15 protein-coding genes and 1 tRNA gene are annotated in these 14,478 nt (G+C 71.1%); 14 read left to right on the forward strand and 2 right to left on the reverse strand.

Annotated elements, in window-relative coordinates:
• Window positions 1-272 precede the first annotated feature (272 nt).
• The 14 genes from tsaE (at window position 273) to D3874_RS31750 (ending at window position 12,597) form a co-directional block, all read left to right on the forward strand.
• Entirely contained in the window at window positions 273-722 is a 450-nt protein-coding gene (gene tsaE, locus D3874_RS26510) for a tRNA (adenosine(37)-N6)-threonylcarbamoyltransferase complex ATPase subunit type 1 TsaE (RefSeq protein ID WP_233560395.1), read from the forward strand.
• A complete protein-coding gene (locus tag D3874_RS31400) occupies window positions 719-1,156 on the forward strand; it encodes a phosphotransferase (protein ID WP_119782714.1) in 438 nt (145 codons plus the stop codon). The genes tsaE and D3874_RS31400 overlap by 4 nt, the downstream gene beginning before the upstream one ends.
• A complete protein-coding gene (locus D3874_RS31405; protein WP_274380649.1) occupies window positions 1,153-1,440 on the forward strand; it encodes a phosphotransferase in 288 nt (95 codons plus the stop codon). The genes D3874_RS31400 and D3874_RS31405 overlap by 4 nt, the downstream gene beginning before the upstream one ends.
• A complete protein-coding gene (locus D3874_RS30930; RefSeq protein WP_233560396.1) occupies window positions 1,347-1,778 on the forward strand; it encodes a hypothetical protein in 432 nt (143 codons plus the stop codon). Before D3874_RS31405 ends, D3874_RS30930 begins: the two co-directional genes overlap by 94 nt.
• Window positions 1,775-2,521: a nucleotidyltransferase family protein gene (locus D3874_RS26525; RefSeq protein ID WP_119782715.1), complete on the forward strand. Its 747-nt coding sequence runs from the start codon at window positions 1,775-1,777 to the stop codon at window positions 2,519-2,521. Before D3874_RS30930 ends, D3874_RS26525 begins: the two co-directional genes overlap by 4 nt.
• Entirely contained in the window at window positions 2,505-5,072 is a 2,568-nt protein-coding gene (addB, locus tag D3874_RS26530; protein WP_274380650.1) for a double-strand break repair protein AddB, read from the forward strand. The genes D3874_RS26525 and addB overlap by 17 nt, the downstream gene beginning before the upstream one ends.
• Window positions 5,069-5,485: a RecB family exonuclease gene (locus tag D3874_RS32570; protein WP_456306457.1), complete on the forward strand. Its 417-nt coding sequence runs from the start codon at window positions 5,069-5,071 to the stop codon at window positions 5,483-5,485. Before addB ends, D3874_RS32570 begins: the two co-directional genes overlap by 4 nt.
• Window positions 5,482-8,916, forward strand: coding sequence for a double-strand break repair helicase AddA (gene addA / locus D3874_RS26535; RefSeq protein WP_158596239.1), 3,435 nt, complete (start codon window positions 5,482-5,484; stop codon window positions 8,914-8,916). The genes D3874_RS32570 and addA overlap by 4 nt, the downstream gene beginning before the upstream one ends.
• A gap of 75 nt (window positions 8,917-8,991) precedes the next feature.
• Window positions 8,992-9,312 carry a thioredoxin TrxA gene (gene trxA / locus D3874_RS26540; protein ID WP_119782717.1) on the forward strand — a complete coding sequence of 107 codons (321 nt, stop codon included), beginning with the start codon at window positions 8,992-8,994 and terminating at the stop codon, window positions 9,310-9,312.
• A 337-nt stretch (window positions 9,313-9,649) separates the two neighbouring features.
• Window positions 9,650-9,724: transfer RNA gene (locus D3874_RS26545), tRNA-Gly, on the forward strand.
• Window positions 9,725-9,868: 144 nt separating this feature from the next.
• Entirely contained in the window at window positions 9,869-10,291 is a 423-nt protein-coding gene (locus D3874_RS26550; RefSeq protein ID WP_119782718.1) for a nuclear transport factor 2 family protein, read from the forward strand.
• Entirely contained in the window at window positions 10,291-10,911 is a 621-nt protein-coding gene (locus D3874_RS26555) for a TetR/AcrR family transcriptional regulator (RefSeq protein ID WP_119782719.1), read from the forward strand. Before D3874_RS26550 ends, D3874_RS26555 begins: the two co-directional genes overlap by 1 nt.
• Window positions 10,912-10,981: 70 nt before the next feature.
• On the forward strand, window positions 10,982-11,242 hold the full coding sequence (locus D3874_RS31745; RefSeq protein WP_338016775.1) for a hypothetical protein: 261 nt from the start codon (window positions 10,982-10,984) through the stop codon (window positions 11,240-11,242).
• Window positions 11,239-12,597 carry a GMC family oxidoreductase gene (locus D3874_RS31750; protein ID WP_338016776.1) on the forward strand — a complete coding sequence of 453 codons (1,359 nt, stop codon included), beginning with the start codon at window positions 11,239-11,241 and terminating at the stop codon, window positions 12,595-12,597. The genes D3874_RS31745 and D3874_RS31750 overlap by 4 nt, the downstream gene beginning before the upstream one ends.
• Before the next feature lie 161 nt (window positions 12,598-12,758).
• Here D3874_RS31750 and D3874_RS26565 read toward each other — a convergent pair whose 3' ends face one another.
• Both D3874_RS26565 and D3874_RS26570 read right to left on the reverse strand, forming a co-directional pair.
• Entirely contained in the window at window positions 12,759-13,166 is a 408-nt protein-coding gene (locus D3874_RS26565) for a hypothetical protein (RefSeq protein WP_119782720.1), read from the reverse strand.
• A gap of 220 nt (window positions 13,167-13,386) precedes the next feature.
• Complete coding sequence (locus tag D3874_RS26570; protein WP_119782721.1) at window positions 13,387-14,472, reverse strand: hypothetical protein; 1,086 nt, start codon at window positions 14,470-14,472, stop codon at window positions 13,387-13,389.
• Window positions 14,473-14,478: the final 6 nt, after the last annotated feature.

A 14,478-nucleotide genomic window follows, 5' to 3' on the forward strand; every position in this document is an offset into this window, starting at 1 on the left:
ATCCGCCGCGGGCAATTGCCTCGTTTTTAGGCGCGTACATCAAGCGAGCATGCATGCCCCTCTCCGCCGCTTGCGGGGGAGAGGGAGGGGCCCGACGCGAAGCGGCGGGAGGGTGAGGTGGTTGCCGGGCCAAGCGCGCCCCGCGCCGCCGACCCACCTCACCCAGCCCCCTCCCCCCTGAAGGGCGGAGAGGGCTACCGTGTTGCAGGGGCCCCAGGCCTTGGGCTAAATGGCGCATGCCCTCGCCGGTACCGGATTCGGACCCTTTTCGCGTGACCATCGCCCTGCCCGACCTCGATCGGACCCTGCGGCTTGCCGCCCGCCTGGCGCCCCTAGGCCGGGCCGGCGATTGCGTCGCCCTGTGGGGCGACCTGGGCGCCGGCAAGACCGAATTCGCCCGGGGCTGGCTGCGCGCGGCCGGGGTGACCGAAGAGGTACCCAGCCCGACCTTCGCCCTGGTCCAGCCCTATGAGACGGCGCTTGGGCCGATCAGCCATTTCGACCTCTACCGCCTGGAAGGCCCCGGCGATGTCGACGAGGTCGGCTTCGAGGCGGCGCTGGACGAGGGGCTGGTGCTGGTCGAATGGCCGGACCGGCTGGGCCATCGCCTGCCGGCCGAGCGTCTCGACATCGAACTCACCCTTGATCCGGCCGGGGGGCGCCAGGCGGTGCTGACCGGCCATGGCGGCTGGGCCGCCCGTCTTGCCACGGTTGCCCCATGACCCTGCCGCTCCATCCAAACCGCCCCGCCGAGATCGAAGATTTCCTGGCCCGTACCGGCTGGGGCGATGCCCGGCGTTCGCTGCTGGCGGGCGATGCCTCGTTCCGCCGCTATGACCGGGTGGTGAAGCCCGACGGGCGCCGCGCCGTCCTGATGGACGCACCGCCACCGATGGAAAACGTCCGGCCCTTCATCGGCATGGACCGTTACCTGTGCCGCCTGGGCCTGTCGGCGCCCACCCTGCTGGCCGCGGATACGGATCTGGGCTTCCTGCTGCTGGAAGACCTGGGCGACGACAGTTTCACCAGCCTGTTGCGCGACGGCACGGCCGATCCCGTCCCGCTCTACGAGACGGCGATCGACGTGCTGGTCGACCTGCGCGGCGCGCCCGCCCCGGCAGCACCCGCTTCGTCGACGGCAGCAGCCACGTCGTGAAACCCTACGGCGCCGCCCTGTTCGCCTTCGGCCCGTCGGTCCTGATGGACTGGCACGTGCCGGCCCTGCGGCTGGGGCTGGAGCCCGAGGCCAAAGAGGCCTTCAGCGCCATCTGGGCCGACCTGTGGCGCCGCCTGCCGCGCGAACGCGAAACCGTCATGTTGCGCGACTATCATGCCGACAATCTGTTGTGGTTGCCGGAACGCAAGGGTGCGGCGCGGGTGGGTTTGCTCGATTTCCAGGACGCGACCTTGGGCCGCCCGCCTATGACCTCGTTTCCCTGATCGAAGATGCCAGGCGCGATGTCGATCCCGCCTTCGGCGCCGACCTCAAGGCCCGCTATGCCGCCGGCGCCGCCAGGCGCGACCCGCGGTTCGACCTCGCCGCCTTCGAAGCCGCCTATGCCATCCTGGGCGCCCAGCGCAACAGCCGCATCGCCGGCGTCTTCGTGCGCCTGTGGAAACGCGACGGCAAGCCGCGCTATCTCGATTACCTGCCGCGGGTCTGGCGCCACCTGGAACGCGACCTGCGCCATCCCCTGCTGGGCAATCTGCGCGCCTGGTACGATCATTACCTGCCCGGCGAGGATCTGCGCGCCGGCATCCGGAAATTCGCGGCATGAGCCCCCCCAACACCGACAAACCGATCGATACCGCCATGGTGCTGGCCGCCGGCCTGGGCAAGCGCATGCGCCCGCTGACCGACCGGGTGCCCAAGCCCCTGGTCGAGGTCGCCGGCTACAGCCTGCTGGACCGCCTGCTCGACCGGCTGGACGAGGCCGGGATCACCCGCGCGGTGGTCAACGTCCATCACCTGGCCGACCAGATCGAGGCCCGGCTGGAAAAGCGCCGCGCCGCCGGTGCGGGGCCGGCGACGATCGTGTCCGACGAGCGCGATGCCCTGCTGGAGACCGGCGGCGGTGTTGCCCGCGCCCTGTCGCTGCTGGGAGATGCGCCCTTCGTCATCGTCAATGCCGACACGCTGTGGCGCCAGGGCATGGTCGAGCCGATCAAGGCCATGATAGCCGCTTTCGATCCGGCGCAGATGGACACCCTGCTGCTGCTGGCGCCCACGGTGACGGCGGTCGGCCTCGAGGGCATCGGCGACTTCCTGATGGAGGCCGACGGCCGCCTGGCCCGCCGGCCCGAGGCGCGGGTGGCGCCCTTCGTCTATGCCGGCTGCGCCATCATGACCCCGGCCGCCTTCGCCGACGTGCCCAAGGGCGCCTTCTCGCTGAACCTGCTGTGGGACCGGGCGATCGAGGCCGAACGCCTGTACGGCCTGCGCCTGGACGGCCAGTTCCTTCATGTCGGCACCATCCCGGCGATCGCCGAGGCCGAGGCCGCCCTTGTCGACATCGGCTGAGCCGCTCTCCCTTGGCGATCTGGCGCCGGTCACCGGCGCCCCCAGACTGTTCACCATCCCGCCCGGCACCTCCTTCGTCGATGCCCTGGCGCAGCACCTGCTGGACAAGGCGGCGAGCGATCCCATGGATCTCGCCGCCACGCTGATCCTGGTGCCCACGAGGCGCGCCGCCCGCTCGCTACGCGAGGCCTTCCTGCGCCGGTCCAGGGGGCGCGCCGTGCTGCTGCCGCGCATGCGCCCGCTGGGCGATGCCGACGAGGAGGAATTGGGGCTGAACGCCAGCGAGGGCGTGCTGGACCTGCCCCCGGCGATCGACCCCTTGACGCGGAAATTCCTGCTGGCCCGCCTGGTCATGGGCTGGTGGCAGGCGCGGGGCGAGGCGGCGGATGTGGGCGCGGCCCTGGCCCATGCCGGCGAACTGGCCCGCCTGATCGACGAGGTGGAAACCGAGGGGGCGGACTGGGCCCGGCTCGACACCATCGTGCCCGATGCCCTGGCCCAGCACTGGCAGGCGACGCTCGATTTCCTCAAACTCGCCGCGCGCGACTACTGGCCGGCGCTGCGCGAGGCCCATGGCGCCATGGACCCCGCCGCCCGGCGCAACCAGTTGATCCTGCTCCAGGCGGAAGCCTGGCGTGCGGCCCCGCCGCAACAGCCGGTGATCGTGGCCGGTTCCACCGGCTCGATACCGGCGACCGCCCACCTGATGAGCGTGGTCGCCCGCCTGCCCCAGGGCGCCATCGTGTTGCCGGGCATCGACCTGGCCATGGACGTGGCGACCTGGGACCAGCTCGATCCCACCCACCCGCAATGGACCCTGCGCGAATTGCTGGGGCGCCTGCGGGCGACCCGCGACGATGTCGGCGCCTGGCCTGGCGGCCCGGCAGCACCGCCGTCGCCCCGCGCCGCCCTTCTGGCGGAAGCGCTGGCCCCCGCGCAGACCACCGAACGCTGGTCGCAGACGGCGCGGCAACTGGACCTGGAGGCAGGCCTGGCCGGCATCACCCGGATCGAGGCGCCCGACAGCCCGGCCGAGGCCCGCGCCATCGCCCTGGTGATGCGTGAGGTGCTGGAGACGCCGGCCGCCACCGCCATGCTGGTGACGCCCGACCGCAACTTAGCCCGCCGGGTCGCCGCCGAATTGTCGCGCTGGAAGATCGAAATCGACGACAGCGCCGGCGTGCCCCTGGCGGCCACCGTGCCCGGCGCCTTCCTGCGCCTGGTCTTGAGGATGGCGAGCGCGGATTTCGCGCCCCTGGAACTGCTCGCCTGCCTGAAGCATCCGCTGGCGGCGGCCGGGCGCGAGCGTCCCGCCTTTCTGCGCCGGTTGCGCCGCATCGAAATCACGCGCCTGCGCGGCCCTCGCCCGGCGGCCGGGCTCGACGCCTTGCGCCATCTGCTGGCCGACCTCAAGAGTGCCGACGACCTGCTCGATCTCGTCGACCGGGTGGCTGCCGCCTGTGCCCCCTTGAGCAAGGCCTTGCGGACGCCCGGCGAAATCGACCTCGGACAGTTGGTAACCGCCCATGTCGCCACAGCGGAAGCCCTGGCCGCGCGGCCCGGCCTGTCGGGGGAAGCAGCCCTGTGGAAGGGCGAGGCCGGCGAGGCGGCGGCGGGCCTGGTCCAGGATCTGGTCGCGGCCGCGGGCACGCTGGGCAGTGTTCGGGCCGGCGACTATCCGGGCCTGTTCGACACACTCGCAGGCGGCATCATGGTCCGCCCGCGCTACGGCCTGCACCCGCGCCTGCACATCCTGGGGCCGCTGGAAGCCCGCTTGCAGACCGCGGACCTTGTGGTCCTGGGCGGGCTGAACGAAGGCACCTGGCCGGCCGAGCCGCCGGCCGATCCCTGGACCTCGCGCGCCATGCGGGCCGACCTGGGCCTGGCGCCGCAGGACAAGCGCCTGGGCCAATCCGCCCATGATTTCCTGACCCTGGCCGCCAGCCCCCGCGTGGTGCTGACCCGCGCCGCCAAGGTCGACCTGTCGCCGACCGTGCCCTCGCGCTGGCTGCGCCGGCTCGACGCCCTGGTGGGCGAGGGCCGCTGGCAGGCGGGCCAGGCCCTGGGCTGGGCCCTGTCGCTGGACCCGCCCGCCGGCAGCCCCCGCGGCGAGCCCGAACCGCGCCCGCCGGTGACCGCGCGGCCAGTAACCTTCTCGGTCTCCGACGTGGAATTGCTGATCCGCGACCCCTATGCGCTCTATGCCAAGCGGGTGCTGGGGCTCAAGCCCCTCGATCCGATCGACCAGGCGCCGAATGCCGCCGATCGCGGCAACATCATCCACGAGGTGCTGGACCAGTTCGTGCGCGCGCACCTGGCCGGCCCCCTGCCCGATGATGCCCTGGCCCGGCTGATCGCCCTGGGGCGCCGGGAATTTGCCGCCTTCGACGACTATCCGGTGGTGAAACGCTTCTGGTGGCCGCGCTTCACCGATGTCGCCCGCTGGTTCGTGGCGACCGAGAACGCCCGCCGGCAGGACGGCACCACCCCCTGGCGGTCGAGACCAAGGGCGAAATCGCCATCGAGGCGGCCGGCCGCCTGCACCAGGTGACCGCCCGGGCCGACCGTGTCGACACCCTGGCCGACGGCCGCGCCGTGGTCATCGACTACAAGACCGGCCAGGCCCCCAGCAAGGCCCAGATGGCCGCCGGCTATCGGCCGCAATTGCCGCTGGAGGCGGCGATGGTGGCGGGCGGCGCCTTTGCCGAGGTCGGCCCCCGCGCGGTCGGCCTGATCGAGGTCTGGCAGCTCAAGGGCGGCAACCCGCCCGGTGTGATCAAGGAGATCCCGGACGCGGCAGCGGTCGCGGACGGTGCCGTCGACGGCGTCAAGCGCCTGCTGGGCAAATATGCCGACCAGGCCCAGCCCTACCTGTCCTCGCCCAACCCGCGGCAGGCGGGCTATGGCGATTACGATCACCTGGCCCGGGTCGGCGAATGGGCCGACGGCGGGGACAAGTCATGACGCCCCAGCAGAAGCGCGCCAGCGATCCCGCCGCCTCGGCCTGGGTCTCGGCCTCGGCCGGCACCGGCAAGACCCATGTGCTGACCAACCGGGTGCTGCGCCTGCTGCTGGCCGGCGCCCTGCCGGAACGCATCCTGTGCCTGACCTATACCAAGGCGGCGGCGGCGGAGATGGCCAACCGCATCCAGGAACGCCTGGCCGCCTGGGTGGTGGAACCCGACGAGCGCCTGCGCCATGCGGTACACGAGCTGACCGGGGAATGGCCCGAGGTGGCAGGCCTCCACCGCGCCCGGCGCCTGTTCGCCCGCGTGCTGGACGCGCCGGGCGGCCTGCGCATCCAGACCATCCACGCCTTCTGCCAGTCGCTGCTGGGCCGCTTCCCGGTCGAGGTCGGCCTGCCGCCCCGCTTCGAGGCGCTGGACGACACCGCGGCCAATGAATTGCTGATGGAAGCGACGGCGCGGGTCCTGTCCAGCGACGCGCCCGACCTGGTGGCGGGCGTGGAGCGCCTGTCCAGCCTGGCCGGCGATACCGCCTTCGAGAAGCTGGTGCAGGACTTCGTCGCCGGGCGCACCCGCCTGCCCGAGGACCTGAGCCGCGCCAGCCTGGGCCAGCACCTCGATGCCCTGGCCGCGGCCCTGGGGGCCACGCCGGGCAGGATCGAGACGCGGGAAAGCGTGATCGCCGGTTTCGTCGCCGCCCGACGCGCCGACATGACGCCGGTCGAGGCGGCGATCGCCGCCTTGAAACAGGGGACGACCAAGAGCGATCCCCTGGCGGCCGGGCGGCTGGCCGCGATGCGGGGGCCAGGCGACCCGCTGACCACCTTCGAGGCCTATGCCCAGGCCTTCCTGACCGCGCAGGGCGAGCCGCGCAAGAACCCGATGACCAAGAGACTGGCCGAGCGATTCTCACGTGAGGCCATGTGGATGCTGGACGAGGCCGACGAACTGATTGCCTGCTTAGGACAGGCGGCCCAGGCCGAGGTTCACGCCGCCTCGGCCGCCCTGCTGACCGTGGGCACCGCGATCCTGGATGATTACGCAAGGGCCAAGGCCAGGCGGCGCGCCGTCGACTATGACGACATGGTGCTGAAGGCGCGCGACCTGCTGACCAAGGGCGCCGCGGCGACCTGGGTGCTCTACAAGCTGGACGGCGGCCTCGACCATCTGCTGATCGACGAGGCGCAGGATACCAGCCCGGCGCAATGGCAACTGGTGCGCGCCCTGACCGACGAATTCTTTGCCGACGACACGGCGTGGGAGCGCTGGCGCACGGTCTTTGCCGTGGGTGACGTGAAGCAGTCGATCTATTCCTTCCAGGGGGCGGCGCCCGCCGTTTTCGGCGCCGAGCGCGAGCGGGTGAAGAGCGCCGTCACCGCGGCACGCAAGCGGTTCTATCCGGTCGAACTCGACCTCTCGTTCCGCTCGGCGCCCATGGTGCTGGAACTGGTCGACGCGGTCTTTGCCCTCGAGGCGGCACGCGGCGGCGTGGTGGTCGAGGGCCGGCTGGAACACAAGGCCCACCGCGCCCAGGCGGCCGGCACGATCGAGCTGTGGCCGGTCGAGCAGGGCATCGCGGTCGAGGAATCCGAGGGCTGGGAGCCGGTCGAGACGGCCATCCGCGGCCAGAGCGCCGAGGCGGCGCTGGCCGAGCGCATCGCCGACCAGATCTGCACCTGGCTGGAGCGGGGCGAGATGCTGCCGGCCCGGGGCCGGGCGCTCAAGGCGGGCGACATCATGATCCTGGTGCGCCGGCGCACCGGCTTCGTCGATGCCCTGACCCGCGCCTGCAAGGCCCTGGGCGTGCCCGTCGCCGGCAGCGACCGCATGACCATCGCGGCGCAACTGGGGGTCATGGACCTGATGGCCATGGGCCGCTTCGCCCTGCTGCCCGACGACGACCTGACCCTGGCCGCCGTGCTGAAGGGCCCCTTCATCGGCCTGGACGAGGAGGCGCTGTTCGATCTCGCCCACGGCCGGCCCCAGGGGCAGTCGCTGTGGCGCACGCTGGACCTGCGCGCGGCCGAACGGGCGGATTTCGCCGCCGCCCAGGCCAGCCTGGCGGCCGTGCTGGCGCGGGCCGACTTCGTCACCCCCTTCACCTTCTTCGCCCGCCTGCTGGACGAGGAACAGGGCCGGCGCCGGCTGATCGGGCGGCTGGGCAGCGAGGCGATCGAGCCGGTCGAGGAATTCCTCTCGCTGGCCCTGCGCCACGAGGCCGATCACCCGCCCTCGCTGCAAGGCTTCCTGCACGGGGTCGAGACCGGCGACGTCCAGCTCAAGCGCGACCTGGACCGCGGCCGCGACGAGGTGCGCATCCTCACCGTCCATGCCGCCAAGGGATTGGAGGCGCCGGTGGTGATCCTGCCCGACACCACCGCCCTGCCCGGCGTGCGCGAGGACCTGCTGCGCACGGCCGGCGGCCTGCCGGTATGGGCCATCGCCGGTTCCAAGGCGGCACCGGCCGTGGCCAGCCTGCGCGCGGCCGCGCAAGAGGCGGCCCTGGAGGAATACCGCCGCCTGCTCTATGTGGCGCTGACCAGGGCCGAGGACCGGCTGATCGTCTGCGGCTGGCGCAGCGGCCGCAGCAAGGACCAGGATTGGGTCGAAGGCTCGTGGTACGACCTGGTCGCCGCCGCCTTCCCGGCCGACGCCGTAACGGTCGAGGTCGCACCCGGCTTCGAGATCCGGCGCAAGAGCGGCACGCAGCAGGGCACGGCCGGCGAGCGCCACCGCAGCGTGGCGCAGACCGTGACCGCCCTGCCCCTGCCCGCATGGGCGACCCGTCCCGCCCCGGTCGAGCGGCGGCCGTCCGACCCGTTGAGCCCGTCGCGCGCCGCCGATGCCGACCTGGGCGTGGCCAGCCCGATCGCAGGCCTTGGCGCGGCGCGCTTCCTGCGCGGGCGCCTGGTTCACCGGCTGCTGGAATTGTTGCCCGATCTGCCCGCCGGCCGGCGGCCGGCCGCGGCAAGCCGCTTTCTGGCCGCCCGGGGCGAGGGATTGTCGCCGCAGGCCCTCGAGTCACTGGCGGCGGAGACCCTGGCCGTCATTGACCACAAAGATTTTGCTCCCGTTTTCGGGCCAGCCAGCCGGCCGGAAGTACCGATCGCCGCTGTAATTAGCGAGGAAACAGTGCTGGGCCAGATCGACCGGCTGGTGGTGCTGCCCGACCGGGTGCTGATCGTCGATTTCAAGACCGACCGCCCCTCGCCCGCGGATTGGCGAGCCGTGGCAACGGGTTACCTGCGCCAGTTGGCGCTCTACCGCACCGTGGTGCAGCGGCTCTACCCCGACCGGCCGGTCGAAGCCGCCCTGCTGTGGACCGAAACGCCGCGCCTGATGCCCATCCCCGGCGACCGTCTCGATGCGTGCCTTGCAGACCTGCCCGGCGCCGTCACCGAGGTTGACGCACCACCGCCTCATTCTTAAGTTTGTTGGCCGAATGCGGATTCCGTCGGCGGGCCGAACCTAGCGCCTGAAGCCGACCATGAAAGGTGCTTTGACATGTCCACCAAAAAGGTGACCGACACTTCCTTCGCCACTGACGTGCTGGGCGCCAACGGCCCGGTCGTCGTCGATTTCTGGGCCGAGTGGTGCGGCCCCTGCAAGCAGATCGGCCCCAGCCTCGAGGAAATTTCCGAGGAACTGGGCGCCCAGGTCACGGTCGTCAAGCTGAACATCGACGAGAATCCCAGCACCCCGGCGCGCTATGGCGTGCGCGGCATCCCCACCTTGATGCTGTTCCGCGACGGCAAGGTGGCGGCGACCAAGGTCGGCGCGCTGCCCAAGGGCAAGATCGTCGAGTGGATCAACACCTCGCTCTGATCCGGCCCCGACCAACGAAGGCCCCGGCGCACCACCCGCCGGGGCCTTTGTCGTTTCCGGCGCGAAGAGCCTCTCCTCCGTTCGACAACCGCCGTTGTGACTCCCCTCCGCCCGCTTGCGGGGGAGGGGTTGGGGAGGTGGGTCGGGCCGCCTCGAGATGTATCGGCGCTTTGACCCCATGACCTCCTCACCCAACCCTCTCCTCCCGCGGAGGAGAGGGCTTTGCGCCCCGCCGAATCGACCGTGTGAATCCGGTGGCGCCTGTGAGGAGAATACGCTTGCAGCGTTTGACGCCGCCCGCCCCTGTTGCTAAGAACACGGTCCGGCTAGGCCCTGAGCGGGTGTAGTTCAGAGGTAGAACATCAGCTTCCCAAGCTGAGTGTCGTGGGTTCGATTCCCATCACCCGCTCCAAACTCCCCCATCGTCGAGATTCGCTGCCCGCTGCCCCGGCAGGCGATTCCGCATCCTTTTCGTCGTCGAAACTTCCATCTTGTAATGAGATGTAAATCTCATTAACGTCAAGGCCGGATCAACCACCCCTCTACGAGGACAATCATGGCACTGACGACCGCGGCGATGGACCGCAAGATGGACGAGCATTTCGCCTTCGAGGCAGCCGACAATGTCGAGGGGGTGCTGGCCACCCTGGCGCCCGATGTCGAACACGACATCGTCGGCTGGCCGGGCGGGCCGGTGCGGGGCCGCGAGGGCACACGCCCCTTCTACGAGACCCTGTTCGCCGACCTGTCCGGCGGCGGGACCACGACCCTGCGGCGCCTGTACGGTCCCGGTTTCATGGTCGACGAGTCGCTGTGGCGGGGCCTCGCGCCAGGTCGCCCCTTCGGCCTGGAAGGCCACAACCGCCCGCTCGAATTCCGCTTGCTGCACGTCGTCGAATTCGCCGACAACGGCGACATCGCGCGCGAGAATGTCTGGCTCGACCTCGCCGCGATCATCCGGCAACTGCCGCAGCCGTGATGCCGGATACCGTCAAGACCGGCCGCTGGAAGCAGCGCCGGCGCACCCGCGAGGACCTGCTTCACGCCACTGCCCGGTTGTTGAAGCTGGGCCGCAAGCCCAGCCTGGAGGAGGTCGCCGACGCGGCCCAGGTATCGCGGGCGACGGCCTATCGCTATTTCCCCAGCGTCGAGGCCCTGCTGGTCGAGGCGGCGCTGGACGTGGCGGTGCCCGAGCCCGACGAGCTGTTCGCCGAGAACCAAAGCGCCGATCCGGTGCAGCGGCTGGAGCAGGTCGACGGCGCGCTCCATGCCATGATCGCGCAAAACGAGGTGCCGCTGCGCCTGATGCTGGCCAATGCGCTGCAACAGCGGGCCAAGGGCGTCGAGGACGGCGACTTGCCGGTGCGCCAGGACCGCCGCACCCCCCTGATCAAGGCCGCCCTGGCCCCCGCGCGGGGCGAGTTCGAGCCGGCGGATCTGGAAACCCTGACCGCGGCCCTGGCTTTGATCGTCGGCACCGAGGCGATGGTGGTGTTTCGCGACGTCCTGCAACTGGACGACGCCCAGGCCCAGAAGGTGAGACGCTGGGCGATCCGCGCCCTGGTCGAGGCGGCCCGGAGCAAGCCACAGGGCACATGAAACCTTCGCAGGGGTTGAGTCGCCTGGGCCGCCATGGCAACCAGGGGGCATAACAACTGGGAAACGCGCCGTGGCAAGCTTGGATGGGCAGTTCGACTACATCGTCGTGGGCGCCGGCACGGCCGGCTGCATCGTCGCCAACCGCCTCTCGGCCGATCCGCGCAACAAGGTCCTGCTGCTCGAGGCCGGCGGGCGCGACAACTGGATCTGGTTCCATATCCCGGTCGGCTATCTGTTCGCGATCGGCAACCCGCGCGCGGACTGGATGTTCAAGACCGAGCCGGAAGCCGGCCTGAACGGCCGCGCACTGGCCTATCCCCGGGCAAGGTGATCGGCGGCTCGTCCGCCATCAATGCCATGATCTCGATGCGCGGCCAGGCGGCCGACTATGATCACTGGCGGCAACTGGGCCTGAGCGGCTGGGGTTACGGCGATGTCCTGCCCTGCTTCAAGCGGCTGGAAGATCATTTCCTGGGGGAGAGCCAGCATCACGGCGTGGGCGGCGGCTGGCGCATCGAGGCGCCGCGCCTGTCCTGGGCAGTGCTGGACGCGGTGCGCGACGCCGCCGTCGAGATGGGTGTTCCGCGGATCGACGACTTCAACACCGGCGACAACGAGGGCGTCGGCTATTTCCATGTGAACCAGAAGCGCGGCCGGCGCTGGTCCTCGGCCCGCGGCTTCCTCGAGCCCGCGCTGAACCGGCCCAACTTGGCGCTTGAGACCGGCGTGCTGGTCGAGAAGCTGATCATCGAGGGCGGCCGCGCCGTGGGCGTGCGCTACACCCGGGGCGGCCAGGCGATGGAGGCCCGGGCCCAGGCCAGCGTCGTGCTGTGCGCCGGCGCCGTCGGCTCGCCACAGATCCTGCAACTGTCCGGCATCGGGCCGGGCGAATTCCTGGCCCCCCAGGGCATCGAGGTGATCCTCGAGCGGCCCGGCGTCGGCCGTAACCTGCAGGATCATTTGCAGCAGCGGGCGATCTACAAGGTCAGTGGGGTAAAAACCCTGAACGAGACCTATCATTCGCTGCTCGGGCGCGGGCTGATGGGCCTCGACTACCTCATCCGCCGGCGCGGGCCGCTGACCATGGCGCCCAGCCAGCTGGGCCTGTTCACCAAATCCGATCCCGGCCGCGAGCGGGCCAATATCCAGTTCCATGTCCAGCCCCTGTCGCTGGACAAGTTCGGCGATCCGTTGCATCCCTTCCCGGCGATCACCGTCAGCGCCTGCAACCTGCGCCCCACCTCGCGCGGCGAAATCCGCCTGCGCAGCGCCGATCCCACGGCAGCCCCTGTGATCGCCCCCCACTACCTGACCACCGACGACGACCGCCGCGTCGCCGCCGACGCCATCCGGGTGACGAGACGCCTGATGACACAGCCGGCACTGGCCCGTTTCCACCCCGGCGAATACCTGCCCGGCCCCGGCGTGGGCGACGGTGATGCCGCGCTGGCCAAGGCGGCGGGCGACATCGGCACCACCATCTTCCACCCCGTCGGCACCGCCAAGATGGGCAGGCCGGAGGACCCGCAAGCCGTGGTCGACGAGCGCCTTTCCTTCATCGGCCTCGACGGCCTGCGGGTGATCGATGCCTCGATCATGCCCACCATCACCTCGGGCAACACCAACACCCCCACCGCCATGATCGCCGAAAAGGGCGCCGCGATGCTCCTGGAGGACGGTCGGTGATCCCCTCTCCGCCGCTTGCGGGGGAGAGGGAGGGGCCCGGCGCGCGAGCGACGGGAGGGTGAGGTGGTCGGCGGGACAGAGTGCACTCTATGCCGTCGACCCACCTCACCCAACCCTCTCCCCCCTGAAGGGCGGAGAGGGCTTTTCGCGGCCGGGTGGCACTACGGTTCCAGCGTGATCTCTGTCGGTTGGTCGCGGCAGGCTTCGACGGTCAGGCGCAGGGGCTTCTCGGCCGTCGACGGCGGATAGGCGTGGGCGTCGATGATCGCCTGGAGATCACCGGCGGCGATGGCCTTGCCGTTGGCGCCCACCACGTGGCAGCCGATCAGCCCGGCCTCGGTCGCGCGCCGGCAGGCGGGCGACTCGGCTTGTGCGCAGCCGGTGATGGCCACAGCCCAGCGCCCGCCCTGGCGATAGGACCAGAGCTGTTCGAAGGTCAGGCCCAGGAGCGTCGCCTGCGCCGGTCCCGGCGGCAACAGGGGCGGCGGTTGCGGCGGGATCATGTTGGCCCGGGCCGCCTGCGGCAGCAGCAGGCCCAGGATCAGTGCGGCCTTGATCGCAATGTGCATGATGGCACCTCGGATTGACACGCGGAGATGATGCCATGATGGCGTGGCAGGCGCTTGTGATCTCGATCGCCATCGAGGCGCCGGTGGCCTTTGCCCTGGTGCATTGGCGGCGCCTGGGCGGGCGGGGTGCCGTCGCCGCCGGCCTGGCCAGCGCGATCGCCACCGCCGCGACCCATCCGCAGCTTTGGGCGGCGGCGCTGTGGGCCTATCCGCGCTGGGGCTACTGGCCGTCGGTCATCGCCCTGGAGGCGATCGTGGTGGCGGTCGAGGCCGGGCTGATCGCCGTTGTCGCCGGGTTGACGCCCCGGCGGGCACTGGCTGTCTCGGCGGCGGCGAATGCCGCCTCGTTCCTGGCGGGCAAGCTGGCGGTGGGCTGAAAGGCGCCACCGAGGATCAGCACCAGCAGCGGGATTTCGACCCAGGCATGGACCGAGGCGAGAATGCCGTAGAGGCCGCGCGCGCCTGAGAAATCATCCAGGAAGCCGATGAGGGCGACAGCGCTGCCGGCAACCACGGCGAGCGCGAACAGGCCCCGCCCCGGCCAGGGGATCAAGCCGCGCATGCCCGGCGCCCGGCGCCGCTGCAAGGCCGGCAGGATGACGATCACCGCCAGGTAATGCGCGCCCTGCGCCACCACGCAGGCGGCAAACAGGTCGAGCGCCCAGGGCCCGTCCCGCAACGCCGCCGGGACATAGACATGCAGATGACGGATCAGGCCGCCGGTCGCCATCGGGTCGGCGCCGGCAAGATCCAGGCCCAGCCACAGCCGCGGCAGGCCGCTGGCGACCAGCAGCGGCAGGCCGATGAACCCGGCCAGCGCCAAGGCCATCGCCGGCCCCCGCCGGTGCCGCGGCGCCGCCTCCCACAAAAAGCCCAGGGGCGTGAAATTGTGGGTGATGGCCAGGGTCACGGCGGTCTCGAACGGGGCCAGCGCGGTCGCCAGGCCCAACGGCAGGGCAACGCCCAAGGCCAGGCCCCGCGGCCCCTCGCCGCCGGCAACCGCCAGCGCCAGGGCGGCCACCAGGGCCAATTCGACGGTCAGGGCGACGGTGACCGGCAGCAGGCCGAACACGCCCGCGGCCCGCGCCGCCGCCACGCCGGCCAGCAGCAGCCCCAGGCGCCACACCAGCGGCCGGCCCAGGCGCCGGCCGAAGCGGCGATCGACATAGGCAAATTCGCTGGTCACATGGGCCAGGCCGAACAGGGCCAGGGTGACGGTATAAACCGCCAGCGGCGCCGCCGCCGTCAGGGCCGTGAAGGCCAGCGCGCCAAGGACGAGGGAGAGCAGGATCGCGGGCGAGAACATGGCGCG

Origin of the sequence: Oleomonas cavernae (assembly GCF_003590945.1) — a bacterium.
Taxonomy (GTDB): Bacteria; Pseudomonadota; Alphaproteobacteria; order Zavarziniales; family Zavarziniaceae; genus Zavarzinia; species Zavarzinia cavernae.

Excerpts from the sequence above, each read along its gene's own strand:
- D3874_RS31400 (WP_119782714.1), top strand. The coding sequence starts at position 719 with ATGACCCTGCCGCTCCATCCAAACCGCCCCGCCGAGATCGAAGATTTC.
- D3874_RS26525 (WP_119782715.1), top strand. The coding sequence starts at position 1,775 with ATGAGCCCCCCCAACACCGACAAACCGATCGATACCGCCATGGTGCTG.
- addA (WP_158596239.1), top strand. The coding sequence starts at position 5,482 with ATGACGCCCCAGCAGAAGCGCGCCAGCGATCCCGCCGCCTCGGCCTGG.
- trxA (WP_119782717.1), top strand. The coding sequence starts at position 8,992 with ATGTCCACCAAAAAGGTGACCGACACTTCCTTCGCCACTGACGTGCTG.
- D3874_RS26550 (WP_119782718.1), top strand. The coding sequence starts at position 9,869 with ATGGCACTGACGACCGCGGCGATGGACCGCAAGATGGACGAGCATTTC.
- D3874_RS26555 (WP_119782719.1), top strand. The coding sequence starts at position 10,291 with ATGCCGGATACCGTCAAGACCGGCCGCTGGAAGCAGCGCCGGCGCACC.
- D3874_RS26565 (WP_119782720.1), bottom strand. The coding sequence starts at position 13,166 with ATGCACATTGCGATCAAGGCCGCACTGATCCTGGGCCTGCTGCTGCCG.
- D3874_RS26570 (WP_119782721.1), bottom strand. The coding sequence starts at position 14,472 with ATGTTCTCGCCCGCGATCCTGCTCTCCCTCGTCCTTGGCGCGCTGGCC.